At 68.9% G+C, this 25,944-nt stretch carries 25 protein-coding genes; 20 read left to right on the top strand and 5 right to left on the bottom strand.

All coding sequences use genetic code 11. The features are described from left to right. Nucleotides 1–49: 49 nt before the first annotated feature. The 4 genes from ACFXC1_RS33445 (at nucleotide 50) to ACFXC1_RS33430 (ending at nucleotide 4,104) form a co-directional block, all read left to right on the top strand. Nucleotides 50–1,831 carry a serine/threonine-protein kinase gene (locus ACFXC1_RS33445; protein ID WP_381249881.1) on the top strand — a complete coding sequence of 594 codons (1,782 nt, stop codon included), beginning with the start codon at nucleotides 50–52 and terminating at the stop codon, nucleotides 1,829–1,831. A gap of 7 nt (nucleotides 1,832–1,838) precedes the next feature. Continuing rightward, complete coding sequence (locus ACFXC1_RS33440; protein WP_381249879.1) at nucleotides 1,839–2,420, top strand: hypothetical protein; 582 nt, start codon at nucleotides 1,839–1,841, stop codon at nucleotides 2,418–2,420. Between the two features lie 72 nt (nucleotides 2,421–2,492). Further along, nucleotides 2,493–3,692 (top strand): cyclic dehypoxanthinyl futalosine synthase, encoded by a 1,200-nt coding sequence (gene mqnC, locus ACFXC1_RS33435; RefSeq protein WP_381249876.1) that lies wholly within the window; start codon nucleotides 2,493–2,495, stop codon nucleotides 3,690–3,692. A 7-nt stretch (nucleotides 3,693–3,699) separates the two neighbouring features. Further along, nucleotides 3,700–4,104, top strand: coding sequence for a hypothetical protein (locus ACFXC1_RS33430; protein WP_381249874.1), 405 nt, complete (start codon nucleotides 3,700–3,702; stop codon nucleotides 4,102–4,104). Between the two features lie 77 nt (nucleotides 4,105–4,181). Here the strand turns inward: ACFXC1_RS33430 and ACFXC1_RS33425 are convergent, their stop codons facing one another. Then, nucleotides 4,182–5,219, bottom strand: coding sequence for a chitinase (locus ACFXC1_RS33425; RefSeq protein ID WP_381249871.1), 1,038 nt, complete (start codon nucleotides 5,217–5,219; stop codon nucleotides 4,182–4,184). A 401-nt stretch (nucleotides 5,220–5,620) separates the two neighbouring features. Between ACFXC1_RS33425 and ACFXC1_RS33420 the strand changes: the two genes are divergently transcribed. From ACFXC1_RS33420 to ACFXC1_RS33405, 4 genes are all read left to right on the top strand, one after another. Then, nucleotides 5,621–5,929, top strand: a complete 309-nt coding sequence (locus tag ACFXC1_RS33420; protein WP_381249868.1) for a hypothetical protein — start codon at nucleotides 5,621–5,623, stop codon at nucleotides 5,927–5,929. A gap of 19 nt (nucleotides 5,930–5,948) precedes the next feature. Further along, entirely contained in the window at nucleotides 5,949–8,348 is a 2,400-nt protein-coding gene (locus ACFXC1_RS33415) for a bifunctional polysaccharide deacetylase/glycosyltransferase family 2 protein (protein WP_381249865.1), read from the top strand. Then, entirely contained in the window at nucleotides 8,345–9,676 is a 1,332-nt protein-coding gene (locus tag ACFXC1_RS33410) for an acyltransferase family protein (RefSeq protein ID WP_381249863.1), read from the top strand. Before ACFXC1_RS33415 ends, ACFXC1_RS33410 begins: the two co-directional genes overlap by 4 nt. A 69-nt stretch (nucleotides 9,677–9,745) precedes the next feature. After that, complete coding sequence (locus ACFXC1_RS33405) at nucleotides 9,746–10,450, top strand: demethylmenaquinone methyltransferase (RefSeq protein ID WP_381249860.1); 705 nt, start codon at nucleotides 9,746–9,748, stop codon at nucleotides 10,448–10,450. 16 nt (nucleotides 10,451–10,466) lie between these two features. Here the strand turns inward: ACFXC1_RS33405 and ACFXC1_RS33400 are convergent, their stop codons facing one another. After that, the gene (locus tag ACFXC1_RS33400; protein WP_019074295.1) at nucleotides 10,467–10,781 is read right to left on the bottom strand and encodes a PASTA domain-containing protein; all 315 of its coding nucleotides are present in this window, start codon (nucleotides 10,779–10,781) and stop codon (nucleotides 10,467–10,469) included. A gap of 120 nt (nucleotides 10,782–10,901) precedes the next feature. After that, a complete protein-coding gene (locus ACFXC1_RS33395; RefSeq protein WP_381249857.1) occupies nucleotides 10,902–11,408 on the bottom strand; it encodes a GNAT family N-acetyltransferase in 507 nt (168 codons plus the stop codon). 98 nt (nucleotides 11,409–11,506) lie between these two features. Between ACFXC1_RS33395 and ACFXC1_RS33390 the strand changes: the two genes are divergently transcribed. Continuing rightward, nucleotides 11,507–12,790, top strand: a complete 1,284-nt coding sequence (locus ACFXC1_RS33390; RefSeq protein WP_381249855.1) for a geranylgeranyl reductase family protein — start codon at nucleotides 11,507–11,509, stop codon at nucleotides 12,788–12,790. 13 nt (nucleotides 12,791–12,803) lie between these two features. Here ACFXC1_RS33390 and def read toward each other — a convergent pair whose 3' ends face one another. After that, a complete protein-coding gene (def, locus tag ACFXC1_RS33385; RefSeq protein WP_381249852.1) occupies nucleotides 12,804–13,430 on the bottom strand; it encodes a peptide deformylase in 627 nt (208 codons plus the stop codon). Nucleotides 13,431–13,608: 178 nt separating this feature from the next. Further along, nucleotides 13,609–14,412 carry a C40 family peptidase gene (locus ACFXC1_RS33380; protein WP_381249849.1) on the bottom strand — a complete coding sequence of 268 codons (804 nt, stop codon included), beginning with the start codon at nucleotides 14,410–14,412 and terminating at the stop codon, nucleotides 13,609–13,611. A 745-nt stretch (nucleotides 14,413–15,157) separates the two neighbouring features. Between ACFXC1_RS33380 and ACFXC1_RS33375 the strand changes: the two genes are divergently transcribed. Genes ACFXC1_RS33375 through nuoK form a run of 11 tightly spaced genes read left to right on the top strand, consistent with a single transcriptional unit; the run spans nucleotide 15,158 to nucleotide 25,940 of the window. Then, nucleotides 15,158–15,517 (top strand): NADH-quinone oxidoreductase subunit A, encoded by a 360-nt coding sequence (locus ACFXC1_RS33375; RefSeq protein ID WP_007383963.1) that lies wholly within the window; start codon nucleotides 15,158–15,160, stop codon nucleotides 15,515–15,517. A gap of 14 nt (nucleotides 15,518–15,531) precedes the next feature. Beyond that, on the top strand, nucleotides 15,532–16,086 hold the full coding sequence (locus ACFXC1_RS33370; RefSeq protein WP_007383964.1) for a NuoB/complex I 20 kDa subunit family protein: 555 nt from the start codon (nucleotides 15,532–15,534) through the stop codon (nucleotides 16,084–16,086). Then, on the top strand, nucleotides 16,083–16,817 hold the full coding sequence (locus ACFXC1_RS33365) for an NADH-quinone oxidoreductase subunit C (RefSeq protein WP_381249846.1): 735 nt from the start codon (nucleotides 16,083–16,085) through the stop codon (nucleotides 16,815–16,817). The genes ACFXC1_RS33370 and ACFXC1_RS33365 overlap by 4 nt, the downstream gene beginning before the upstream one ends. Next, nucleotides 16,814–18,151 carry an NADH-quinone oxidoreductase subunit D gene (locus ACFXC1_RS33360; protein WP_381249843.1) on the top strand — a complete coding sequence of 446 codons (1,338 nt, stop codon included), beginning with the start codon at nucleotides 16,814–16,816 and terminating at the stop codon, nucleotides 18,149–18,151. Before ACFXC1_RS33365 ends, ACFXC1_RS33360 begins: the two co-directional genes overlap by 4 nt. Next, the gene (gene nuoE, locus ACFXC1_RS33355) at nucleotides 18,148–18,996 is read left to right on the top strand and encodes an NADH-quinone oxidoreductase subunit NuoE (RefSeq protein WP_381249840.1); all 849 of its coding nucleotides are present in this window, start codon (nucleotides 18,148–18,150) and stop codon (nucleotides 18,994–18,996) included. Before ACFXC1_RS33360 ends, nuoE begins: the two co-directional genes overlap by 4 nt. Further along, complete coding sequence (gene nuoF, locus ACFXC1_RS33350) at nucleotides 18,996–20,342, top strand: NADH-quinone oxidoreductase subunit NuoF (protein WP_019074287.1); 1,347 nt, start codon at nucleotides 18,996–18,998, stop codon at nucleotides 20,340–20,342. Before nuoE ends, nuoF begins: the two co-directional genes overlap by 1 nt. Further along, nucleotides 20,339–22,843 (top strand): NADH-quinone oxidoreductase subunit G, encoded by a 2,505-nt coding sequence (locus tag ACFXC1_RS33345; RefSeq protein WP_381249837.1) that lies wholly within the window; start codon nucleotides 20,339–20,341, stop codon nucleotides 22,841–22,843. The genes nuoF and ACFXC1_RS33345 overlap by 4 nt, the downstream gene beginning before the upstream one ends. Continuing rightward, nucleotides 22,840–24,207, top strand: coding sequence for an NADH-quinone oxidoreductase subunit NuoH (gene nuoH / locus ACFXC1_RS33340; protein WP_381249834.1), 1,368 nt, complete (start codon nucleotides 22,840–22,842; stop codon nucleotides 24,205–24,207). The genes ACFXC1_RS33345 and nuoH overlap by 4 nt, the downstream gene beginning before the upstream one ends. Continuing rightward, nucleotides 24,200–24,802 (top strand): NADH-quinone oxidoreductase subunit NuoI, encoded by a 603-nt coding sequence (gene nuoI, locus ACFXC1_RS33335; RefSeq protein WP_381249832.1) that lies wholly within the window; start codon nucleotides 24,200–24,202, stop codon nucleotides 24,800–24,802. Before nuoH ends, nuoI begins: the two co-directional genes overlap by 8 nt. After that, nucleotides 24,799–25,644: an NADH-quinone oxidoreductase subunit J gene (locus ACFXC1_RS33330; RefSeq protein ID WP_381249829.1), complete on the top strand. Its 846-nt coding sequence runs from the start codon at nucleotides 24,799–24,801 to the stop codon at nucleotides 25,642–25,644. Before nuoI ends, ACFXC1_RS33330 begins: the two co-directional genes overlap by 4 nt. After that, nucleotides 25,641–25,940: an NADH-quinone oxidoreductase subunit NuoK gene (gene nuoK / locus ACFXC1_RS33325; protein ID WP_019074282.1), complete on the top strand. Its 300-nt coding sequence runs from the start codon at nucleotides 25,641–25,643 to the stop codon at nucleotides 25,938–25,940. The genes ACFXC1_RS33330 and nuoK overlap by 4 nt, the downstream gene beginning before the upstream one ends. The last annotated feature ends 4 nt before the right edge of the window (nucleotides 25,941–25,944 follow it).

Raw genomic sequence — 25,944 nt, 5'->3', positions numbered from 1 at the left:
GCGCGGCGCACTACCCTGCTGGAAGTCGTACGGGGGAGGGGTGGACGGCATGCAACCGCTCGGCAGCGACGAACCCACGGTCGTGGGGCCCTACCGGCTGCTCGGACGGCTCGGCTCCGGCGGGATGGGACGCGTCTATCTCGGGCGCAGCGCGGGCGGCCGTACGGTCGCGGTCAAGATCGTGCATCCGCACTTCGCGCTCGACGAGGAGTTCCGCGCCCGCTTCCGCCGCGAGGTCGACGCCGCGCGCCGGGTGGGCGGCGCCTGGACCGCGCCGGTCCTGGACGCGGACCCGGAGGCCGCCGTGCCCTGGGTCGCCACGGCGTACGCGGCCGGTCCCTCGCTCTCCGCCGCCGTCACGGACGGCGGGCCACTGCCCACCGCTTCCGTACGGGCCCTGGGCGCGGGGCTCGCCGAGGCGCTGACGGCCGTCCACGAACTGGGGCTCGTGCACCGGGACGTGAAGCCGTCCAACGTGCTTCTCACTCTCGACGGCCCCCTCCTCATCGACTTCGGGATCGCCCGCGCCACGGACGGCACGGCCTCCCTCACCTCCACCGGCGTCTCCGTCGGCTCGCCCGGCTACATGGCCCCCGAGCAGATCCTCGGGAAGGGCGCGACGGGAGCGTCGGACGTCTTCTCCCTGGGGGCCGTGCTGGTCTACGCGGCCACCGGTGAGTCGCCCTTCCGCGGTGACTCCTCGGCCGCGCTGCTCTACAAGGTCGTCCACGAGGAACCCGAACTGGGGGAGTTGGGCGGCGAGTTGCGGGAGCTGGCCATGGCCTGTCTCGCCAAGGACCCCGCCTCGCGGCCGAGTCCGGGCGAGGTGTCCAGGCGGCTCGCTCCCGAAGGGGCCGCGCGCCTGGTCGCCGGTGGGTGGCTGCCGGGGGCACTGGTCGAGCAGGTCAGCCGAAGTGCCGTACAGCTGCTGAACCTTGAGGCGGCGGGGGTGGCCGAGGGAGTGCCGTCGGGGCCGGTGGCGTTCAGCAGTCCCTCGGTGGGGGCGGGGGGCGGTGCCGTTGAGGGCGGGGCGTTCGGGCCGGCGCCGGTGATGCCCAAGCAGCCCGTGGGGCCACCCGTGGGGCCGCCCGTGGGACCGCCCACTTTTGTGCCCGAGCCCCGTGACGCGCCTCCGCGCGACGGCCTGCCCCTGGACGACACCGTCCCGCCGGACTCCGGCAAGCGGCCGGGGAAGTTCTCCGTGTCCGTCGCCGCCACGTCGGCTCCGGGTGTGGACGGGCGGGGGCGCAGGGTCGGTTGCACGGTGGCCCTGGCCGTCGCCGGGGCGCTCGCGGTGGCGACCCTCGTGCCGACCTTCCTGTACTGGATCCACCCGGGCGACAAGGGCTCGGACGCCTCCGCGGGCTCGGCCCCCACCGCGACCTCGACCTCGACCGGAGAACCGGGCAACGGGACGACCACCGCGGCCAGCAAGGAGCCGAGCAGCGGCCCGAGTTCACCCGCCCCCACCCTGCCGCAGTCCGTCCCCGCCTCCTACCTCGGCACCTGGGAGGGCGAGGGCACCGCGCTCGGCGGCACCCTCCCGGACGGGAGCTTCCGGCTGACGATCGCCAAGGCGAGCGTCGGGCAGCAGCTGGGCGTTCTCCGGCAGACCGACCAGCTCGGCGGTGTCTGCGACGACGTACTGACCCTGAAGCAGGTGACCAGGACCCGGCTCGTCGCGAGCGCGGCGGGCGCGAAGACCAACCGCGACGTGTGCAACCAGGCCGCCCACACGGTCACCCTCACCCCCACCGGCGACGACCTCACCTACGCCTCGGACAGCTCCGCCGAGGGCTCCCCGACCGCGCGGCTGTCCAAGGTCGGGTAGCGGTCCGATGGACTACGACCATCTGCTCATCGCCCTCGCGGGGGTGTGGGGCGCCGGTGCGGGCGCGGTGGTCGCGCGGGCCGGGCGGCGCGGTGCCGGTACCGCGCTCCTCGTCGTCCTGGTGTGCGTCGCCCTCGCCGTCGCCACCGGGATCAGACCCGAGCTGGCGGTCTGGCTGCTGCTCGCACCGGTCGCGCTGCTGCCCGCCGTCACCGAACTGGCGCTGCCCGCCACGGGTGCCGCCCTCGCCCTGCTCGGTGTCGTCACCTTGCTGCCCGAACACGCCGGTCACTGGACGACCGCCCTGCGCGGTGCGCTCGCGCTCGGCGCCGCGTACTACGCGCTGTCCCGCCTCGACCCCGGCGGCGGTGGCCTGGGCGCCGGGGAGGTGAGACTCGCGGTCGGGGCGGGGGCCGTACTCGGGTGGTACGGGTGGCCGACGCTGATGCTGGGCGCGTTCGCGGGGTTTGTGCTCAGGGGGCTTTACGGGGGTGTCCTCGGCCGGAGGGGGCGGGTCGGCGTCCGTTTCGGGCCGTTTCTGCTCGCGGGCGCCTTCCTCGGGCTGCTGGTCGGGGCGTACACGGCCTGAGGTCGGTTCGGGAATTCCGCTGGCGTAGGCTGGCCGAGTCCGTCCGCAACCCTTGACGAAAGGGACCTCCCGGTGACCGAGAAGGCCGAGCTTCAGTCCGTCCTCGACCGTGCCGCCGAGGGCGGGCGCATCACCCCCGAAGAGGCGCTCGACCTCTACCGCGACGCCCCGCTGCACGCGCTCGGCGCCGCCGCCGACGCCGTACGCAAGCGGCGGTACGCGGGTACGGAGCACATCGCGACGTACATCATCGAGCGGAACATCAACTACACGAACGTGTGCGTCACGGCGTGCAAGTTCTGCGCCTTCTACGCCGCGCCCAAGGACACCGCCAAGGGCTGGACGCGTGACCTCGACGACATCCTGCGCCGCTGCGCGGAGACCGTCGAACTCGGCGGCACGCAGATCATGTTCCAGGGCGGACACCACCCGGACTTCGGCGTCGAGTACTACGAGAAGCACTTCGCCGCGATCAAGGCCGCGTACCCCCAGCTGGTCATCCACTCCCTCGGCGCGTCCGAGGTCGAGCACATGGCCCGCATCTCGAAGGTCTCCGTCGAGGAGGCCATCTCGCGCATCCACGCGGCCGGTCTCGACTCCTTCGCCGGCGCCGGCGCGGAACTCCTCCCCGCCCGCCCCCGCAAGGCGATCGCGCCCCTCAAGGAGTCCGGCGAGCGCTGGCTGGAGATCATGGAGACCGCGCACGGGCTGGGCGTCGAGTCGACGTCGACCATGCTCATGGGCACCGGCGAGACCAACGCCGAGCGCATCGAGCACCTGCGGATGATCCGTGACGTACAGGACCGGACGGGCGGCTTCCGCGCCTTCATCCCGTACACCTACCAGCCCGAGAACAACCACCTGAAGGGCCGGACGCAGGCGACGCTCTTCGAGTACCTGCGGATGATCGCCATCGCGCGTCTCTTCATGGACAACATCGCGCACATTCAGGGCAGTTGGCTGACGACCGGCAAGGAGGTCGGCCAACTCTCCCTGCACTACGGCGCGGACGACCTCGGCTCGATCATGCTGGAGGAGAACGTGGTCTCCAGCGCGGGCGCGAAGCACCGCTCCAACCGCCTGGAGATCATCGACCTGATCCGCAAGGCGGGCCGCGTCCCGGCCCAGCGCACCACCACCTACGAGCACATCGTCGTCCACGACGACCCGGCGAACGACCCCGTCGACGAGCGCGTCATGTCCCACATCTCGTCCACGGCGATCGAAGGCGGCACGGCCCACCCCGAGTTGAAGCTCCTGTCCGCCAACTAGGGCTGCCGTGCTGACGATTCACACTGCGGACGAGGGCGGGGCGGTCGCCGTCGAGGGCGCCAGGGTCGTGGGCACCGGGACGCTGGCGGAGATCCAGGGCCGCTTTCCCGGTGCCCGGGTGCGGAGTTGGCCGGGCGTCCTGGGCCCGGCCCGCGTCCACGAGGGCCCTCTCCCGGACGCCCCGAGCCCACGGGAGCGGATCCACGCCGTACTGAAGCTGGGAGCCACCGCCGTCCTGGCGGAACATGTCGACTCGCCTGAACTCCGGGCAGCGGCGGAGCGGAACGACGTCCTGATCCTCGCCCACCCCATGGCCGCTGACCAGAGCCGTGCCGACCTCGCCGTATTCGACGAGGCCGGCGAGTGCATCGCAACGGTGTGTGCAGGGCGGCTGGTCCACAGACGCCGGTAGGTGTGGGTCTTTTGTCTTTGGGGGCGCGGGGAACTGCGCGCCCAGCCACAACGCACCGTCACCCGGCAACGCACCCGTCACCCGGCAAAAGCTTTCCCGAACGCACCCGAACTCTGCGTCACCCCACTGCAATCAGTAGCAGCGTCATCATTCGAACTCCCGCTCTCACACTGCTGATCCCGAAACGTCGACCACATCGAAACCCACGCGATCTCCTTCTCCTCGGCGAACTTCCGCACCTGCGCCGCATCGGCCAGCGAAAACGTCTCCCCCGACACATCGTTCACCCCGATCATCGAGGTGAGCGCCATCCCCTGCCACGCCCCGGCGTCCGACAGCCCGAACACCTTCTTCAACTGGGTGTGCGTGGCCGTGGCGGACGTGATCGCGTAGTCGCCCATGTCCTTGGTGTACGACTCGCCGTAGTTCATCGTCATGATGTCGACCGTGGAGACGGCGACCGCGTTGTCGTTCGCGGACTCCAGCAGCGCCAGGCTGTCGGAGTCGAGCCCGGACGGCATCACGGGGAGCGTGAAGGACACCTTGAGGTCGGTGCGTTCCTTCTGGAGTACGGCTATCGCCTTGGACCGCAGGGCGACCGACGCCGAGTCGGTGAGCGCGTCGCCCTCGATGTCGAAGTCGGCCTGTGTCGAACCGGCCGCGTCCAGCGCCTCGCCGTAGGCCTTCGCGAGCGCGGTGACACTCGTACAGGTCTCCGCCAGCTCCTTGCCGGACGCCCCGCCGAAGGAGACGCGGACGGTCGCGCCGGACGTCTTGAGCGCCGCGATCCGGGACTTCACGGCCGCGTTGTCGATCGCGGTCGTACCGTTCCACTTCGGCGTGCAGCTGCTGCCGGAGGCGATCGCGAAGGCGAGGTTGTACGTCGTCGGTGAGCCCGTGCCGTCCATGTCGGAGGCGGTGGTGACGCTGACGTACGGGGCGTAGGACGTGCTCGACGAGGGTGTCGAGGACGCGCTTTCGGAGGGGGTCGCACTCGCCTTCTGTGCTGGAGACGGGGCCGCGTCGGACGAGTCGTCGGAGCTCGAGGAGCAGCCGGTGACCGTCAGGGCAAACAAGCAGGTGAGCCCGGCCGCCGGTTTCAGGAAACTCCTCATTGAGCATGCACCCTTTCCGCGTGGGGACGGTGATTTCTGTCTCAGGATGGAAACAGAGTCGGATTCCGCAGCCTAAATGAAGCACATGGGGCTGTGTCTTACGAAGACAGAGGAAACATAGGAAACCCACGGGTATCGTTGCTCGAATCGGTCAAGTCGGGCGACGAAGCGGAAGATTGAGGACACTACTGACACCGGCCGTTCATAAGGCATTTCCTGGGTTCTCTAAGTAAAGGCACAGGTTGCGGCGTTTTTCTTGGCGGGCTCACAAGAGAACCAGAGTTTCTGTCACATAAAGGCGGCCTAATGTCTGGGGAATGCAATCCGAGTCCGCCATCGATAACCACGCCTCTGCGCGCGGTCGCCGCCGCAAAGCCGGCAACGGGGCCGCAGAAGGCCCCGTGTTCGTTGACAACTCCGGCCGCCGGTCAAAGGTGCTGCGCCGGATCGGCCTCCTCATGGGCATCGTCTGCCTGGGGTACGCGTTCGTACTCGGCATGGCGTTCATGGGCTGGGGCATCTCGCTCAACCCCTCCTCGCTGCTGCCGTTCGGCGGCGGCCAGGCCGGTTCGGCCCCCGGGGGCGGCTACGGCCCAGGCGGCGGCAGAGGCGGCGTAGCGCCCTCCGGTGTTCCGACCGGCGCTCCGACCGACATCCCCTCGGGCACCCCCACGGGTGCGGCCCCGTCCTCCTCAGCCACCGCACACTGACCGGAGCGCCACCGCAGCCATGACTACGACGACTCCCTCGCGCGGGCGCCGACGCGCCCCCACTCGGATGGAGCGCGCGGCCGGCAAGGCCGCCGCGCTCCAACGGCCCCGAGTGATCCTCGCCCTGCTGCTTCTCCTCGGCCTCACCTGCGTGATGCTGCTCGACGGCTACCTGCGCGCGGAAGTCGGCGGCGACCAGCGCGTCCGGGACGGCGCGAGCGCAAGCAAGGTCCCCGACAAGGTGCTCAACGGCGGCCCGATCCTGACCTTCCGCAACGGCTCGCCGGTCACCCAGACGATCCCGAAGAAGACCATCGTCCTCACCTTCGACGACGGCCCGAACCCCACCTACACGCCCACGGTCCTGAAGATCCTCAAGAAGTACGACGTGCCGGGCACGTTCTTCCTGGTGGGCTCGATGGTCTCGCGCTACCCGAGCATCGTGAAGCAGATGGTCGCGCAGGGCAACGAGGTGGGCATCCACACCTTCACCCACGTCGACCTCTCCTACCAGAGCGACGCCCGCATCAAGCGGGAGATGGAACAGACGCAGCTCGCGCTCGCGGGCGCGGCCGGCATCACCACCACGCTGTTCCGCGCGCCGTACTCCTCGGAGACGGACGCCATCGACAACTACAGCTACCCCGTCTACAAGAAGCTCGGCGCCTCCGGCTACACGAGCGTCTTCGTCGACACCGACAGCGACGACTGGAAGCAGCCCGGTGTCGCGAAGATCATCAAGTGGGCGACGCCGTCCGGGACTTCGGGCTCCTCGGTGCTCTTCCACGACGCCGGCGGTGTGCGCACGCAGACCATGAAGGCGCTGCCGCAGTACATCGAGAAGATGAAGGCGAAGGGCTACTCGTTCACCACGGTGAGCGGCGCCATCGCCAAGAACGCCTCCGCCCAGCGGGCGGCCAACGGCACGGGTGCGGGTGCTGGTGCCGCCGCCGGGACGAGCACGGGCACCGTCGAGGCCGGCGCGCAGCCCTCCGCGGCACCTTCCGGAGCGCCCGCCGGCACGACCACCGGCGGCGGTCAGACGGTCGGTTCGGCCGTCGGCGGCACCGGGAGCGGCACCCAGAGCGGAACGCGGCGCATCTCGGTCCAGCAGGGCGCCCACCGCGAGGCCGCCGGCATGACCCTCTACGAGGGCAAGGCGCTCATCTACGCCGTCATGGTCGCCGAGTGGGTGGTGCCGGGACTCGCGGCAGGCCTCACGGTCGTCGGCGTGGCCGTCATGAGCCGGTTCGGGATGATGCTGATCCTCGCCCGCCGCCACTACAGACAGCGCAACAAACGCCGGTTCAGCTGGGGGCCGGAGGTCACCCGGCCGGTGACCGTGATCGTCCCGGCGTACAACGAGAAGGAGTGCATCGCCAACACCCTCGAGTCGCTGGCGAAGAGCACCCACCCGATCGAGATCATCGTCGTCGACGACGGCTCCTCGGACGGTACCTCCGAGATCGCCCGCGAGGCGGCCCGCTCCTTCGGCATGACGAACGTCCGCGTCATCCGCCAGGAGAACGCCGGCAAGCCGGCCGCCCTCAACAACGGTGTGCGCAGCGCGAGTTACGACATCGTCGTGATGATGGACGGCGACACCGTCTTCGAACCCGACACCGTACGGCAGCTCGTGCAGCCCTTCGCCGACCCCGAGGTCGGCGCGGTCGCGGGCAACGCCAAGGTCGGCAACCGCAACACGGTCATCGGCGCCTGGCAGCACATCGAGTACGTGATGGGCTTCAACCTCGACCGCCGCATGTACGACCTGCTGCGCTGCATGCCCACCATCCCGGGCGCGATCGGCGCGTTCCGCCGCGAGGCGGTGCTCCAGGTCGGCGGCATGAGCGAGGACACCCTCGCCGAGGACACGGACATCACCATCGCCATGCACCGCGAGGGCTGGCGGGTCGTCTACCAGGAGCACGCCAGGGCCTGGACCGAGGCCCCGGCCTCCCTCAAACAGCTCTGGTCGCAGCGCTACCGCTGGTCCTACGGCACCATGCAGGCCCTCTGGAAGCACCGCAAGTCCCTTACGGACAAGGGTCCTTCGGGGCGCTTCGGCCGGGTCGGCATGCCCCTGGTGGTCATCTTCCAGATCATCACGCCGGTTTTCGCCCCGCTGATCGACGTCTTCACCGTCTACTCGATGATCTTCGTCGACTTCTGGGCGTCCCTCGCGATGTGGTTCGCGGTCCTCGGCATCCAACTCCTGTGCGCGGCCTACGCGTTCAGGCTGGACCGGGAGAAGTACCGCTACCTGCTGATGATGCCGCTCCAGCAACTGGCCTACCGCCAGATGATGTACCTGGTCCTCATCCACTCCAGCATCACCGCCCTGACCGGCGGCCGGCTGCGCTGGCAGAAACTCAAGCGCACCGGCGAGGTCGGCACACCAGCGGGGGCGAACGGATGACCTGGGAACAGCAACCGGGATACGGCGGTGGCTACGGCCCGCCCCAGCAACCGCAGTACCCCCAACAGCCCTACGGCTACGACGCGTACGGCCAGCCGCAGCAGCCGTACGCGTATCAGCCGCAGCAACAGCCTCCGCAGTACGTCGACTACGGGCCGCCGGTGTACGCCACGGCGCCTCTTCCGGTCGTAGAACCGGAGTTGGAGCCGGAGGCCGAGACGGAACCCCGGCCCGAGCCGGTTGCCGAGAAGGTCGTCGAGGAGGCTCCCGAGGCGAAGGCCGCGCCCAAACCGGCGGGACGGGACCGGTACTTCGACACCCTGCGGGCCGTCGCGCTGATCCGGGTCGTGACGTATCACACCTTCGGGTGGGCCTGGTGCGGGATGGTGTTCCCCTCCATGGGGATCATGTTCGGGCTGGCCGGGACGCTGATGGCGAAGTCGCTGGAGCGGCCCGCCTTCAAGGTGGTCAGGAGCCGGATGCGGAGGCTGCTGCCGCCGTTCTGGTTCTGGGGCTTCTTCGTGGTGGTGGCGATGATGATCCACGACTGGATGCCGGGCTGGCAGATCATCTTCTGGGTGGTGCCGGTCGGGGATCCGCCGGGCAACTCCTGGGGGCTGCAGGCCTGGGAGATCCTCTGGTACCTGCGGACGTATCTGTGGTTCGTGCTGCTCTCGCCGGCGCTGCTGTGGATCTTCCGCAAGGCGCCGATCCCGGTGCTGCTGCTGACGCTGGTGCCGATCGTGGTCCTGAAGTATGTGTGGTCCGGGCCGGACAACCGCTTCGGCAACGCCCTCTGGGACCTGTCGACGTACCTCTTCTGCTGGATCCTCGGCTTCGCCCACCGCGACGGTGTGCTCCAGAAGCTGAAGCCCTTCCTGGTGGTCACGCTGTCGATCGCCGCGATCGTCTTCGGCGGCTGGTACGCCTTCACGCACCAGGCCGAGGCCGGGACCTACGACCTGGACGAGAACCCGCTCGCCCAGACCTACTGGTCCGCCGGTTACGTCATGCTGCTGATGTGGGCCAAGGCCTACTTCAACATCGACTTCGCCTGGCTGACCCGTTTCAAGCGGCCCGACCGGGTCGTCACGATCTTCAACTCCCGGGCCGTGACGATCTATCTGTGGCACGAGATCGCCCTCGTGCTGGCGGTGCCGCTGACCGACCAGTTCTGGAAGGTGCCCGCCTTCGAGAAGTGGCTGCCGCTGGGGAGCCAGTGGTTCATGTTCGGCATCGGCTGGATTCTGATCGCCGTCTTCATCGTGCTCTGCGGCTGGGTGGAGGACGTGGCGGCGAAGAAGAAACCGAGACTCCTGCCGTCGTGAGCTTTTTAAAGGTGGACGTACGGGCCGGGCGCCTTCGGGGTGTCCGGTCCGTACTGCCACAATGGGCCGGTGACCCGCGCATCCCTGGACAAGCAGCCGCACGAAGTCGCCTCGATGTTCGACGACGTGGCGGAACGGTACGACCTCACCAACGACGTGCTGTCGCTCGGCCAGGACCGCCGATGGCGCAAGGAGGTCACCAAGGCGGTCGACGCCCGCCCCGCGCAGAAGATCCTGGACCTTGCCGCCGGTACGGCCACGTCCTCGCTGCCGTTTGCTCAGAGCGGCGCCTATGTCGTCCCCTGCGACTTCTCCCTCGGCATGCTCCAGGTCGGCAAGAAGCGCCACCCCTGGCTGCCGCTCACGGCCGGCGACGCGACCAAGCTGCCCTTCAAGGACGACACGTTCGACGCCGTGACCATCTCCTTCGGGCTGCGCAATGTGCAGGACACCGACACAGCGCTGCGCGAGCTGTACCGGGTGACCAAGCCCGGCGGCCGGGTGGTGATCTGCGAGTTCTCGCACCCGACCTGGGCGCCCTTCCGCACGGTCTACACCGAGTACCTGATGCGCGCGCTGCCGCCGGTCGCCCGCGCGGTCTCCTCGAACCCGGACGCGTACGTGTACCTCGCCGAGTCCATCCGCGCCTGGCCCGACCAGCCCGCGCTGGCCGAGCGACTGCGCAAGGCCGGCTGGTCGAAGGTCGCCTACCGCAACCTGAGCGGCGGAATCGTCGCCCTGCACCGCGGCTTCAAGGGGACCGGGGAACTCTGAGGGCTGGGCGGCTCCGCTAGCTGATCACCGTCGCGAAGAACGCGTCGCCCGGCGGCTCGTCCAACTCGCGCTGCATCCCGCCGCTCGGCGGCCTCGGTATCCGCGGCTCGCGCATACCGCCTCCGCCGTCCCCCTCACCGAAGTCGAACCACACATAGACCATGGAGTCCCGCGGCACCTCGGCATCGGGCTGCGGGTACTGCCGTACGACGTAGTCGACGACGGCGAGGTGGAAGTCGGGCCGGTCCGGCGCGTTGATGAACAGGCCGCGAGCCTGGGCTGTCTCGCGCGCGTCCACGGCCATCAGGCCGACGAGCCGCGGCACGCGCACTTCAGGTGTTTTGGGCGTTAAGCGCACAGATGTCACCCCCAGCGGTACCGGAAGGGTAACCCCGGTCCGGTCCCGACCGGAAGCGTCAAGTGTCGTTCTGTAGCTGTTGGTTACTGTCGGTTACAGTACGAGCCGGTAGCAGTGTCCCTCCTCCGCGCGTGAGGGCGTGGTGAACACCTCGTCGAGGCTCATCCCCAGCCGCCGGGTCACCGCGATCGACCGGGTGTTGCGGGCCAGCACCATCGCGACCACGCTCGGCACACCCGCGGCGCGCACCCGCTCCAGGGTCATCTCCGCCGCCGCCGTGACATAGCCCTGACCCCAGAACTCCCGCCCGAGCCGCCAGCCGATCTCGATCTCGCCCTTGGGCCCCCACTCCTGCGGCCACGGCTGGGCGCCGGTGAAGCCGATCACCCGGTCCGAGTCGTCGAGCATCGTCCACAGGCAGAAACCGCGCTCCGCGTCGTGCCGGCGCTGGCGGGCGGTGAGCTCCTCGTAGACGGACAGTTCCGCCGGCCTGCCGCCGTGGAACTCCATGACGTCCGGGTGGTCGAACACCCGGTGCCAGGCCACGGCGTCCTCGTCGGTGGGGACACGCAGCCGTACTGCGGGGAGAGCTCGGTTCACGGGGGCAGCCCTTCAGCCTGGTGATCAGTGGCGCTGAATAGACTGCCCATGTCCAGTGCCGGTCGGCACGCAGATTCCGAACTTGGGGAGATCCCGCCGTGACCGAGCCCCTCTCCGAAAACACCGCCGATGTGATCGTCGTCGGCGCGGGGCCAGCCGGCTCCGCCACCGCCTACCACCTCGCCAAGTCCGGACTCGACGTCCTCCTGCTGGAGAAGACCGAGTTCCCGCGCGAGAAGGTGTGCGGCGACGGCCTCACCCCGCGCGCCACCAAGCAGCTCGTGGCCATGGGCATCGACATCTCCGAGGAGGCCGGCTGGCTGCGCAACAAGGGCCTGCGCATCATCGGCGGCGGCGTCCGCCTCCAGCTGGACTGGCCGGAACTCGCCTCCTTCCCGGACTACGGCCTCGTCCGCAAGCGCGACGACTTCGACGAACAACTCGCCCGCAACGCCCAGAAGGCGGGCGCCCGCCTCTACGAGCGCTGCAACGTCGGCGCCCCGATCATCGACGAGCGCACCGGCCACATCACCGGCGTCAACGCCAAGCTCGGCGAGGAGAAACGCGAAGTCACCTTCCACGCGCCCCTGGTGGTCGCCGCCGACGGCAACTCCACCCGCCTCTCCCTCGCGATGGGCCTGCACCGCCGCGAGGACCGCCCGATGGGCGTGGCGGTGCGGACCTACTTCGAGAGCCCCCGCCACAAGGACGACTACCTGGAGTCCTGGCTGGAACTGTGGGACCGCCGCGGCGCCGAGGACCGTCTCCTGCCCGGCTACGGCTGGATCTTCGGCATGGGTGACGGCACCTCGAACGTCGGCCTCGGTGTCCTCAACACCTCCGACTCCTTCAAGGAGTTGGACTGGCGCGAGGTGCTGAAGGCCTGGTGCGCGTCCATGCCCGAGGACTGGGGCTACACCCCCGAAAACATGACCGGCCCGATCCGCGGCGCCGCCCTCCCGATGGCCTTCAACCGCCAACCCCACTACACCAAGGGCCTGTTGCTGGTCGGCGACGCCGGCGGCCTGGTGAACCCCTTCAACGGCGAGGGCATCGCCTACGCCATGGAGTCCGGCCAGATCGCCGCCGACGTCATCGTCCAGGCCCACGCCCGCCCCACCCCCGCCGGCCGCGAACTGGCCCTGCGCCGCTACCCGCAGGTCCTCAAGGACACCTACGGCGGCTACTACACGCTCGGCCGCGCCTTCGTGAAGCTCATCGGCAACCCGAAGGTCATGAAGATCGCGGCCCAGCGCGGCCTGACGCACCCCCTGCTGATGAAGTTCACCCTGAAGATGCTGGCCAACCTCACCGACCCCACGGGCGGCGACGCGATGGACCGCATCATCAACGGGCTGAGCAAGGTGGCGCCGAAGGCGTGACCCCTGGCGGTGATCAGGTGGTCAGGGCTTTGGTCTTGGCGGCCCGGCGGGCGAACACCTCGTCCCGCCGGTCCGCCACCTGCCGCAGCGCCTCCTTGCGGTCCCGCCTGGAGAGCCGGTCCAGATAGACCTGACCGTTGACGTGGTCGGTCTCATGGGCGAGACAGCGCGCGAAGTACCCTGTGCCCTCGATCACAAGCGCGTTGCCGTCCTTGTCGAGCCCGCGCACCACGGCCCGGTCCGGACGCGGTACGTCCATCACCGCACCGGGCACCGACAGGCACCCCTCGCCCTCGTCGAGCAGCCGGCGCCCGGCCGGGCCGAGCGGGTCGAGCACCGGGTTGACGATGTGTCCGACATGTCGGACACCGTCGTCGTCCGGGCAGTCGTACACGAACAGGCGCAGATCCACGCCCACTTGATTGGCCGCGAGGCCGGCTCCGTCGGCGACGTACATGGTGAGGAACATGTCGTCGATGAGTGCGGCGAGGTCGGGCCCGAACTCGGTGACGTCCCGGCTCGGCCGGTGCAGGACCTCTTCGCCGACCTCGGTGACGCGGCGCACGCGGCCGCGCCCGGCCTCGGGTGCGGGGCGGGGGTAGGAGTCGACGGGACTTCCCTGGACGAAGACACGTGGCACGACTTGCTCTCCTCGGGTTTGGCGTCCGGCTGTCCGGTCAGCCGAACTGAAGAACCTTGAGAGAAGAGCCTTTCAGGAGAGCCGCGAACTCCGGCAGGGGAGAGGCCTGGCGAGGGTACGCCGAGGGGACCGCTGCCCCCGAGGCAACGGTCCCATGCTCACGGCGTCGTGCGCGGGCTCAGAGCACCCGCACCGCGCCGGTCGGCGGGTCGTAGGAGAGGGGCCGCTCCACGATGCCGGTGGAGGGGTTCTGCGCGCCGACGAACATGCCGCCGCCCACGTACACGGCCACGTGATAGGCGCTGCCGGCGCTGCCCCAGTAAAGGATGTCGCCGGGCTGCAGGTTGCTCAGGGACACCTGAGTACCGGCGGTCGACTGGTCCTGGGAGACGCGCGGCAGGCTGATGCCGACCTGCTTGAAGGCGGCACCGACGAGCCCGGAGCAGTCGTAGGCACTGGGGCCGGTGGCGCCCAGGACGTAGGACTTGCCGATCTGCGCCTTCACGAAGGCCACGACGGCCGCGGCCGAACCCGTGGCCGTAGAAGAGCTCGTGGAGGTGCTGGTGCTCGCCGAGGTGGCCAGGGTGGTCCGCTCGGTGCTGCGCGACGTGGCGCGCTCCGCAGCGGCCTTACGGGCCTCCTCCTGGGCCTTCTTCTTCGCCTCCGCCTTCTTCTTGGCGTCCGCCAGGTCCGCCTTCGCCTGCTTCGCGGCGTTTGCGGCGGCCGTGTCGCGCTCGGCCTGCAGCTGATAGTTCGCCGCGGCCTGCTGAGTGGCCTCGGCGGACTGGGCTACCTGCGCGGACAGGTCGGCGGTCAGGGTGGGCAGTTGCAGGGTCTGCGTCGTCTCGGCCGCGTTGGCCGAGGCCGCGCCCGCCGCCGCCATGCTGAGAACGCCACCGGCAACTCCGGCACGCACGGCGATGTTCGTCGTCGCGCTGCGGCGGGGTTTCCGGTGGCTGCGTATGTGAGCGGTGTGGGACATGAGACCAACCGGTATCAGGGGCTCCTCCATACCTTCAAGAAACGTGTGCTGCGCCACAATTGTTCAACGGGACCCACGAACTTCGGGTGCCTCGTTCCTTATTGACGCCGTAACGGACATTGCGGACCTGGGTGATCCGGCCCGTGATCACGGTCTTTCGTCGTTACGCCCGAATTGCCCGCCGCCTACCACCGGTTGGGACAGGTGGCCAACCCCGGTTCTCATGCGCCTCTCATGGGTGTGGCGGAGGTCACGGAACGGTTACCGGAATGCTCGCGTCTCGCGTGGGTATCGCGAGCGGTCGACTTCGTGAACGTGTGCACGCGTCCACACCGTGCCGCGCGACTCCTTCCGACGTGTGAACGGGCTCCCACTATCAAGCCGTCGCGTCCAACTCCAATTTGCATGCAAGGGAAGTCTCTTGATATTGAGACGCCGCTCTCGGCCTGCGATGACGAGCGCAAATGTCACGTCCGGTGATCGTGTGGGCGCTTCGCGTGTGAAGATCGCCGCTCACTCGACGTGATGATCCTTCGCCGGGTGGTGGAGATCACAAAGCTTGTGCAATACCCCGTGTCGCAGATCACAGAGCGACGGGCATAAGATGCGGAGCGGTTGGGCTTGTGACCTGCTTCACATGTTCGCGATCTTCGCCGGGACGGGCGGGAGTTGCCGAGTGTGTGAGGTGGGTGTGAGTCCGACGCCATCGCCAGCAGTCAGTGCCGACTGAGAGGAGCGAGGAGCGGTGAACGCGTATGCGCCCATCCTCGTACTGGGAGCCCTCGGGGCAGGCTTTGCGATCTTCTCCGTGGTCATGGCCACGCTGATCGGTCCGAAGCGGTACAACCGGGCCAAGCTCGAAGCGTACGAGTGCGGCATCGAGCCGACCCCCACGCCGGCCGGCGGCGGGCGCTTCCCCATCAAGTACTACCTGACGGCGATGCTCTTCATCGTCTTCGACATCGAGATCGTCTTCCTCTACCCCTGGGCCGTCACCTTCGACGCCCTGGGTGTTTTCGGGCTCGTGGAGATGCTGCTCTTCGTGCTCACCGTCTTCGTCGCGTACGCGTACGTATGGCGGCGCGGCGGCCTGGAATGGGACTGAGGGGCCTTTAACTCATGGGACTCGAAGAAAAGCTGCCGAGCGGCTTCCTGCTCACCACCGTCGAGCAGGCCGCGGGCTGGGTGCGCAAGGCGTCCGTCTTCCCGGCCACGTTCGGACTCGCCTGCTGCGCCATCGAGATGATGACGACCGGCGCCGGACGGTACGACCTGGCGCGCTTCGGCATGGAGGTCTTCCGCGGCTCACCCCGCCAGGCGGACCTGATGATCGTCGCGGGCCGGGTCAGCCAGAAGATGGCGCCGGTGCTGCGGCAGGTCTACGACCAGATGCCGAACCCCAAGTGGGTGATCTCCATGGGGGTCTGCGCCTCGTCGGGCGGCATGTTCAACAACTACGCGATCGTGCAGGGCGTCGACCACATCGTCCCGGTCGACATCTATCTCCCGGGCTGTCCGCCACGGCCCGAGATGCTGATGGACGCGATCCTCAAGCTCCACCAGAAGATCCAGTCCTCCAAGCTCGGCGTGAACGCCGAGGAGGCGGCCCGCGAGGCGGAGGAGGCGGCGCTCAAGGCACTGCCCACCATCGAGATGAAGGGCCTGCTGCGGTGAGTGACGCGAACGGCACCAACCCCGAGAAGGATCTCAGCGGCTCCAACCTCCCCGGCCAGCGCGGGGACGGCGGTGAGGAGATCCGCGTCCAGCGCGGCATGTTCGGCGCCAACAACGGTGGCGACACTTCCGGTTACGGCGGCCTGGTCCGCTCGGTCCGCCTGCCGGGAGCCGCGAGCCGGCCCTACGGCGGCTGGTTCGACGAGGTCGCCGACGAGCTGGAGGGCGCCCTGGAGGAACAGGGCCTGCTGCCCGGCAACGCGATCGAGAAGACGATCGTCGACCGCGGCGAACTCACCTTCCACATCGAGCGCGAGCACCTGGTCCGCGTCGCCCAGACCCTGCGCGACGACCCGGCCCTGCGCTTCGAGCTCTGCACGGGCGTGAGCGCAGTTCACTACCTGCACGACAAGGGCCGTGAGCTGCACGCCGTCTACCACCTGCGCTCGATCACCCACAACCGGCTGATCCGCCTCGAAGTCAGCGCCCCGGACAGCGATCCGCACATCCCGTCACTGGTCTCGGTCTATCCGACCAACGACTGGCACGAGCGCGAGACCTACGACTTCTTCGGCATCGTCTTCGACGGTCACCCGGCGCTGACGCGGATCATGATGCCGGACGACTGGCCGGGCCACCCGCAGCGCAAGGACTACCCCCTCGGCGGCATCCCCGTCGAGTACAAGGGCGCCCAGATCCCGGCTCCGGACCAGCGGAGGTCGTACTCGTGAGCACGCAGTCAGCATCCGCTTCCGCCGCTTCGGCGCGCGAGACCACCGAGGGCACCGTATATACGGTCACCGGTGGCGACTGGGACGAGGTCGTCCAGTCCGCGGCCCGGGCCGACGACGAGCGCATCGTCGTCAACATGGGGCCCCAGCACCCCTCCACGCACGGTGTGCTCCGGCTGATCCTGGAGATCGACGGCGAGACGGTCACCGAGGCCCGCTGCGGCATCGGCTACCTGCACACCGGTATCGAGAAGAACCTCGAGTACCGCACGTGGACGCAGGGCACGACGTTCGTGACGCGCATGGACTATCTGACGTCCTTCTTCAACGAGACCGCCTACTGTCTCGCCGTCGAGAAACTCCTCGGCGTCGAGGACCAGATCACCGAGCGGGCGAAGATCATCCGGGTGCTCCTGATGGAGCTGAACCGGTTGTCCTCCCACCTGGTGTGCATCGCCACCGGCGGTATGGAACTCGGCGCCACCACGATCATGATCTACGGATTCCGTGATCGTGAAATGATTCTCGACATCTACGAGCTCATCACGGGCCTGCGGATGAACCACGCGTACATCCGCCCCGGCGGACTCGCCCAGGACCTGCCGCCCGGCGCGGTGGACCAGATCCGCGAGTTCGTGAAGAAGATGAAGAAGAACCTCCCGGAGTACGACAAGCTCGCCACCGGGAACCCCATCTTCAAGGCCCGTATGCAGGACGTCGGTTACCTCGACCTGGCCGGCTGCATGGCCCTCGGCGCCACCGGCCCGATCCTGCGCTCCACCGGTCTGCCGCACGACCTGCGCAAGGCGCAGCCGTACTGCGACTACGAGACCTACGACTTCGACATCCCGACCGCCGACACCTGCGACTCCTACGGCCGCTTCCTCATCCGTCTTGAGGAGATGCGCCAGTCGCTGCGGATCATCGAGCAGTGTCTGGACCGGCTGCAGCCCGGGCCGGTCATGGTCGCCGACAAGAAGATCGCCTGGCCCGCCCAACTCGCCCTCGGGCCGGACGGGTTGGGCAACTCGCTCGACCACATCAAGAAGATCATGGGCACCTCCATGGAGGCCCTGATCCACCACTTCAAGCTGGTGACCGAGGGCTTCCGCGTACCGCCGGGACAGGCGTACGCGGCGGTCGAGTCGCCCAAGGGCGAACTCGGGGTGCACGCCGTTTCCGACGGAGGCACCCGCCCCTACCGGGTCCACTTCAGGGACCCGTCCTTCACCAACCTTCAGGCCATGGCGGCGATGTGCGAGGGCGGCCAGGTCGCCGACGTCATCGTCGCCGTCGCGTCCATCGACCCCGTGATGGGAGGCGTCGACCGGTGACCACCAGTTCTTCGGAGCAGGGCGTCAGCCTGGGCATGCCCCAACTGCCCGCGCCCGCTTACCCGGACGACGTCCGGGCCAGGCTGGAGGCCGACGGGCGGGAGATCATCGCCCGCTACCCGGACTCCCGCTCGGCCCTCCTGCCGTTGCTGCACCTCGTGCAGGCGGAGGAAGGCCATGTCACGCGCACGGGGCAGCAGTTCTGCGCGGACCTACTGGAGCTGACCACGGCCGAGGTCGCCGCCGTCGCGACCTTCTACACGATGTACCGGCGCCGGCCGAGCGGCGACTACCAGGTCGGGGTCTGCACCAACACGCTGTGCGCGGTGATGGGCGGCGACGCCATCTTCGAGTCCCTCCAGGAGCACCTGGGCGTCGGCAACGGTGAGACCACCGACGACGGCAAGGTCACCCTGGAGCACATCGAGTGCAACGCGGCCTGCGACTTCGCGCCGGTGGTGATGGTCAACTGGGAGTTCTTCGACAACCAGACCCCCGCCAGCGCCCGGCGCCTCGTCGACGACCTGCGCGCGGGCGCACCCGTGGAGCCCACGCGCGGGGCGCCGATGTGCACCTTCAAGGAGACCGCGCGGATCCTCGCCGGCTTCCCCGACGAGCGGCCCGGGGCCGTCGAGGCGAGCGGCGGTGCGGGACCCGCGTCGCTGGTGGGACTCCGCCTGGCAAGGGGAGAGACCGCACCCGCGCGCGTGGTCCATCCGCGCGGCTCCGGAGCGCCGCAGAACGAGCCGCCGGCCGAGCACCTCAGTTCGCACGATGCGCCGCAGGACACATCGGCCTCCGACCCCGCCCACCCGGCGGGGCCCGTAGCCGAGGAGGGGGAGTGATGACCTTGGCACCCGAACTGAAAGACCACAGCCCCGAGAAGCTGCTCGCACCCGTGCTGTCGGCCTTCTGGGACGAGGACGAGTCCTGGACTCTGGACACGTACCGAAGGCACGAGGGATACGAGGGGCTCCGCAAGGCGCTCGCGATGTCGCCGGACGACCTCATCGCGTATGTGAAGGACTCCGGTCTGCGCGGTCGCGGTGGCGCCGGCTTCCCCACCGGAATGAAATGGCAATTCATTCCCCAAGGGGATGGAAAACCGCACTATCTAGTTGTCAACGCCGACGAGTCGGAGCCCGGAACCTGTAAGGACATCCCGCTCCTCTTCGCGAACCCGCACAGCCTCATCGAGGGCATTGTCATCGCGTGTTATGCCATCAGGTCTTCGCATGCCTTCATCTATCTGCGTGGTGAAGTCGTCCCCGTATTGCGGCGGTTGCACGAGGCCGTGCGTGAGGCCTACGCGGCGGGCTACCTCGGCGAGAACATCCTGGGCAGTGGCCTGGACCTGCAGCTCACCGTGCACGCGGGCGCCGGCGCGTACATCTGCGGTGAGGAGACCGCACTGCTCGACTCGCTCGAAGGCCGCCGTGGTCAACCGCGGCTCCGTCCCCCTTTCCCTGCCGTCGCGGGCCTCTATGCGTGCCCGACTGTCGTGAATAACGTCGAGTCGATCGCGTCAGTTCCCGCGATTCTGCAAAAAGGCAAGGAATGGTTCAGGTCGATGGGCAGCGAGAAGTCTCCGGGCTTCACGCTCTACTCGCTCAGCGGCCATGTCACCAGTCCCGGTCAGTACGAGGCGCCGCTCGGCATCACACTCCGCCAACTGCTCGACATGAGCGGCGGGATGCGCGCCGGGCACCGCCTCAAGTTCTGGACGCCGGGCGGTTCTTCCACGCCGATGTTCACCGACGAGCACCTCGACGTCCCTCTTGATTACGAAGGAGTGGGTGCCGCGGGTTCCATGCTCGGCACAAAAGCTCTGCAGTGTTTCGACGAGACGACCTGCGTCGTGCGTGCCGTCACCCGCTGGACCGAGTTCTACGCCCACGAGTCCTGCGGCAAGTGCACACCGTGCCGCGAAGGGACGTACTGGCTCGTGCAGTTGCTGCGCGACATCGAGGCCGGCAAGGGCGCGATGTCCGACCTCGACAAGCTGAACGACATCGCCGACAACATCAACGGCAAGTCCTTCTGCGCCCTCGGTGACGGCGCCGCCTCGCCGATCTTCTCCTCGCTCAAGTACTTCCGCGAGGAATACGAGCAGCACATCACGGGCCGGGGCTGCCCCTTCGACCCGGCCAAGTCCACGGCCTGGGCCGACCGCACGGAGGTGAACGCATGACGGTGACCACGAGCGCTCCCTCCGGTGGAGGGGAGGCGGCGGTCCCGCCGGAGGATCTCGTCTCGCTGACGATCGACGGCGCCGAGATCAGCGTGCCCAAGGGCACTCTGGTCATCCGCGCCGCCGAGCAACTCGGCATCGAGATCCCCCGGTTCTGCGACCACCCTCTCCTCGACCCGGCCGGCGCCTGCCGTCAGTGCATCGTCGAGGTCGAGGGCCAGCGAAAGCCGATGGCGTCCTGCACGATCACGTGCACGGACGGCATGGTCGTCAAGACCCAGCTCAGCTCGCCGGTGGCCGAGAAGGCCCAGCACGGTGTGATGGAACTGCTCCTCATCAACCACCCGCTGGACTGCCCGGTCTGCGACAAGGGCGGCGAGTGCCCCCTGCAGAACCAGGCGATGTCCCACGGCAACGCCGAGTCCCGCTTCGAAGGCAAGAAGCGGACCTACGAGAAGCCCGTGCCGATCTCCACCCAGGTGCTGCTCGACCGCGAGCGGTGCGTGCTGTGCGCCCGCTGCACCCGCTTCTCCAACCAGATCGCGGGCGACCCGATGATCGAGCTGCTGGAGCGCGGTGCGCTGCAACAGGTCGGCACCGGTGAGGGCGACCCCTTCGAGTCGTACTTCTCCGGGAACACCATCCAGATCTGCCCGGTGGGCGCGCTGACCTCGGCGGCGTACCGATTCCGCTCCCGCCCCTTCGACCTGGTCTCCACGCCGTCCGTGTGCGAGCACTGCTCCGGGGGCTGCGCGACCCGCACCGACCACCGGCGCGGGAAGGTCATGAGGCGCCTGGCGGCCGTCGACCCCGAGGTCAACGAGGAGTGGATCTGCGACAAGGGGCGCTTCGCCTTCCGGTACGCGCAGCAGCGCGACCGGCTGGAGACGCCGCTGATCCGCAACCCCGAGGGCGAACTCGTCCCCGCCTCCTGGCCGGAGGCACTCCAGATCGCCGCCCAGGGGCTGCTCGCCTCGCGGGGCCGCACCGGTGTCCTGACCGGCGGCCGGCTCACCATCGAGGACGCCTACGCGTACAGCAAGTTCGCGCGCGTGGCGCTCGACACGAACGACATCGACTTCCGCGCGCGCGTGCACAGCAGCGAGGAGGCCGACTTCCTGGCCGCCCGGGTCGCAGGGCGCGGCCGGGACCTCGACGGCGAGGGCGTCACGTACACCTCTCTGGAGAAGGCGCCCGCCGTCCTGCTGGTCGGGTTCGAGTCCGAGGAGGAGGCGCCCGGCGTCTTCCTGAGGCTGCGCAAGGCCTCGCGCACGCACGGGCAGCGGGTGTTCTCGCTGGCCACGTTCGCCACGCGGGGCCTGGAGAAGGCGGGCGGCACGCTGCTGCCGGCCGCTCCCGGAACCGAGACCGAGTGGCTGGACGCGCTCGCGAGCGGGGTCGGCCTGGAGGATGACGGAGCGCGCGCCTCCGAGGCGCTGCGCACCGAGGGCGCGGTGATCGTCGTCGGCGAGCGGCTGGCGGCCGTCGCCGGGGGCCTCACCGCCGCCGTACGGGCCGCGTCCGCGACCGGTGCCCGGCTGGTGTGGATTCCGCGCCGGGCCGGGGAGCGCGGCGCGATCGAGGCGGGGGCGCTGCCGTCGCTGCTGCCGGGCGGGCGTCCGGCGACCGATCCGCGCGCGCGTGAGGAGGTCGCCGCCGCCTGGGGTGTCGCCGAACTCCCGCACCGCTACGGCCGCGACGCCGGCCAGATCGTCGAGGCCGCCGCCGGTGGTGAACTCCGGGCGCTGCTCGTCGCCGGTGTGGAGCCGGGCGACCTGCCCGATCCGGCACGCACGCGTGCGGCACTCGACGAGGTCGGCTTCGTGGTCTCGCTCGAACTGCGGCCGAGTGAGATCACCGAACACGCCGACGTGGTTCTTCCGGTCGCGGCGGTCGCCGAGAAGGCGGGTGCCTTCCTCAACTGGGAGGGCAGGGTGCGCTTCTTCGACGCCGCGCTCAAGCCCGACCAGATGACCCGCACCCTCGCCCCCACCGACGCGCGTGTCCTGCACATGCTGGCCGACGCCATGGACGTCCACCTGGGACTGCCCGATCTGCGCACCGCGCGCGCGGAGTTGGACCGGCTCGGTGCCTGGGACGGACCGCGGGCCACCGAACCGCTGGAGACCGCGGGCGTACTGCCCCGGCCCGCCGCCGGGGAGGCCGTGCTCGCCGGGCACCGGCTGCTGCTCGACCAGGGCGCCCTCCAGGAGGGCGACGACGCGCTCGCCGGCACCCGGCACGCCGCCCACGCGCGCGTGTCGGCCGCCACCGCCGCCGAGGCGGGCGTCAAGGGCGGCGACATCCTCGCCGTGACCGGCGCCTCCGGAACCGTCGAACTCCCGCTGCTGATCACGGAGATGCCCGACCGCGTGGTCTGGCTCCCGCTGAACTCCACCGGCGGGGGCGTCGCCTCCGACACCGGGGCGCTGCCCGGCGCACTGGTCCGCATCGGCCCGGCCACGCCCGCGGGCGGGGCTCCCAAGGAGGTGGAGGCATGAGCAATCTGTACCTCGCCGCGGAAGACCTCTCGATGTTCGGCCGCGACCCCTGGTGGCTGGTCGTCGTCAAGGCGGTGTTCTGCTTCGCCTTCCTGATGATCACCGTGCTGTTCTCGATCGTCTGGGAACGCAAGGTCGTCGCCTGGATGCAGCTGCGCATCGGCCCCAACCGGCACGGCCCCTGGGGCATGCTCCAGTCGCTCGCCGACGGCGTGAAGCTGATGCTCAAGGAAGACGTCATCGTCAAGCGCGCGGACAAGGTGGTCTACGTCCTCGCGCCGGTCGTCGCGGCCATCCCGGCCTTCATGGCGATCGCGGTCATCCCCTTCGGGCCGGCCGACAACGAGGTGTCGATCTTCGGCCACCGCACCACGATGCAGCTCACCGACCTCCCGATCGCGATGCTCTACATCCTCGCGGTCGCCTCGGTCGGCATCTACGGCATCGTCCTGGCGGGCTGGAGCTCCGGCTCCACCTACCCGCTCCTGGGCGGCCTGCGCTCCTGCGCGCAGATGATCTCCTACGAGATCGCCATGGGCGCCGCGTTCGCCTCGGTGTTCCTGTACTCCGGGTCGATGTCGACGTCGGCGATCGTTGAACAACAGCACGACCGCTGGTACATCATCCTGCTGCCGGTGTCCTTCATCATCTACGTCGTCACGATGGTCGGCGAGACCAACCGCGCCCCCTTCGACATGCCGGAGTCCGAGGGCGACCTGGTCGGCGGCTTCAACACCGAGTACTCGTCCATCAAGTTCGCGCTCTTCATGCTCGCCGAGTACGTGAACATGGTGACGGTCTCCGCGGTGTCGACCACGCTCTTCCTGGGCGGCTGGCGGGCCCCGTGGCCGATCAGCTCCTTCTGGGAGGGCGCGAACCACGGCTGGTGGCCGATGCTCTGGTTCGTCATCAAGGTCCAGCTGCTGCTGTTCTTCTTCATCTGGCTGCGCGGCACCCTTCCGCGTGTGCGCTACGACCAGTTGATGAAGCTCGGCTGGAAGGTCCTCATCCCGGTCTCCGTGGTCTGGCTGATGCTCGTCGCGACCGTACGGACCCTCAGGAACCAGAACTACGACTTCGCCGACATCACCCTCTACATCGTCGGCGGTGTGCTCGCCCTGCTGTTGCTGTCCTTCATCGCGGACATGTTCCGCCAGAAGGCCAAGGAGGACGCGCAACTGGCCGAGGAACCCGCCGGGTTCGACGCGATGGCGGGCGGATTCCCCGTACCGCCGCTGCCGGGACAGGAGTTGCCGCCGGTGCCTCGGCGCCCCTCGCGACGCGAGCGGGAGTTGATTGTCAGTGGTGGCCCGGATACTGGCAGTGACGGATCTCTGGATGGAAAGGAGGCGTCCGATGGCTGAGGAGCCCAAGGAGACCACACCCGGTTTCCAGAACCCCGTGGCCGGCTTCGGCGTGACCTTCAAGGCCATGTTCAAGAAGCGGCTGACCGAGCAGTACCCGGAGCAGCAGAAGACCACAGCCCCCCGGTTCCACGGACGGCACCAGCTCAACCGCCATCCGGACGGCCTGGAGAAGTGCGTCGGCTGCGAGCTGTGCGCCTGGGCCTGCCCCGCCGACGCCATCTATGTGGAGGGCGCCGACAACACCGACGAGGAGCGCTACTCGCCGGGCGAGCGGTACGGCCGCGTCTACCAGATCAACTACGCCCGCTGCATCCTGTGCGGCCTGTGCATCGAGGCGTGCCCCACGCGCGCGTTGACGATGACCAACGAGTTCGAGTTGGCCGACTCCAGCCGCGCCAACCTCATCTACACCAAGGAACAGCTGCTGGCCGGCCTCGAAGACACCATGGTCGACAGCCCGCACGCCATCTACCCGGGGATGGACGAACAGGACTACTACCGGGGCCTGGTGACGGAGGCCGCGCCCGGGACGGTGCCCCAAGTAGCCGTCTCCAAGGGCGAGAAGCCCAAGGAAGAGGGGGTGGGCGCATGAGCGCGCAGTTCGCCGCCGCCTACTCCACCTCGACCGGCGAGGCCTTCCAGTTCTGGGTCCTCGGCACGGTCGCGGTGATCGGCGCCCTGTCCACCATCCTCATGAAGAGGGCCGTGCACAGCGCCCTATCGCTCGCCGGGACCATGATCATCCTGGCGGTGTTCTACCTGGCCAACGGCGCCTACTTCCTGGGCGTCGTCCAGATCGTCGTCTACACCGGCGCGATCATGATGCTGTTCCTCTTCGTGGTGATGCTGGTCGGCGTCACGGCCGCCGACTCCCTGACGGAGACCATCAAGGGCCAGCGCTGGCTGGCCCTTCTCTGCGGGCTCGGCTTCGGCATCCTGCTGTTCGCGGGCATCGGCAACGCCTCGCTGAACCAGTTCGACGGCCTGAGCACCGCCAACGCGAACGGCAACGTGCAGGGCCTGGCCGCCCTCATCTTCACCAAGTACGTGTTCGCCTTCGAAATCACCGGCGCCCTGCTGATCACGGCGGCCGTCGGCGCCATGGTGCTCACGCACCGCGAGCGCACCGAGCGGCCCAAGACGCAGCGCGAGCTGTCCGAACAGCGCGTCCGCGAGGGCAAGCACGTCCCGCCGCTCCCGGCCCCCGGCGTCTACGCCCGGCACAACGCGGTGGACGTCCAGGGCCTGCTGCCCGACGGCACCCCGTCCGAGCTGACGGTCAGCAAGACGCTCCGCGACCGCGGCCAGATCCGTGACGTGTCCAGCGAGGCGCTGAACGACTTGCGGGCCCTGGAGCAGCGCGCCGAGGAGCGCCTGGAGCGGACCGCGATCGAACCGGCGAACCTCAAGCGGACCGAGGAGGCGTCGAAGTGAACCCCGTCAACTACCTCTATCTCTCCGCCCTGTTGTTCACGATCGGCGCCACCGGCGTACTGATCAGGCGGAACGCGATCGTCGTCTTCATGTGCGTCGAGCTGATGCTCAACGCCTGCAACCTCGCGTTCGTCACCTTCTCCCGGATGCACGGCAACCTCGACGGTCAGGTCATCGCCTTCTTCACGATGGTCGTCGCCGCCGCGGAGGTCGTGGTCGGGCTCGCGATCATCGTGTCGCTGTTCCGTTCCCGCCACTCGGCCTCGGTCGACGACGCCAGCCTGATGAAGCTCTGAGGGG

This window comes from Streptomyces hokutonensis (genome assembly GCF_042751305.1).
In the GTDB taxonomy this organism is placed as follows: Bacteria; Actinomycetota; Actinomycetes; order Streptomycetales; family Streptomycetaceae; genus Streptomyces; species Streptomyces hokutonensis_A.
This window is presented reverse-complemented; position numbering and strand designations above follow the sequence as displayed.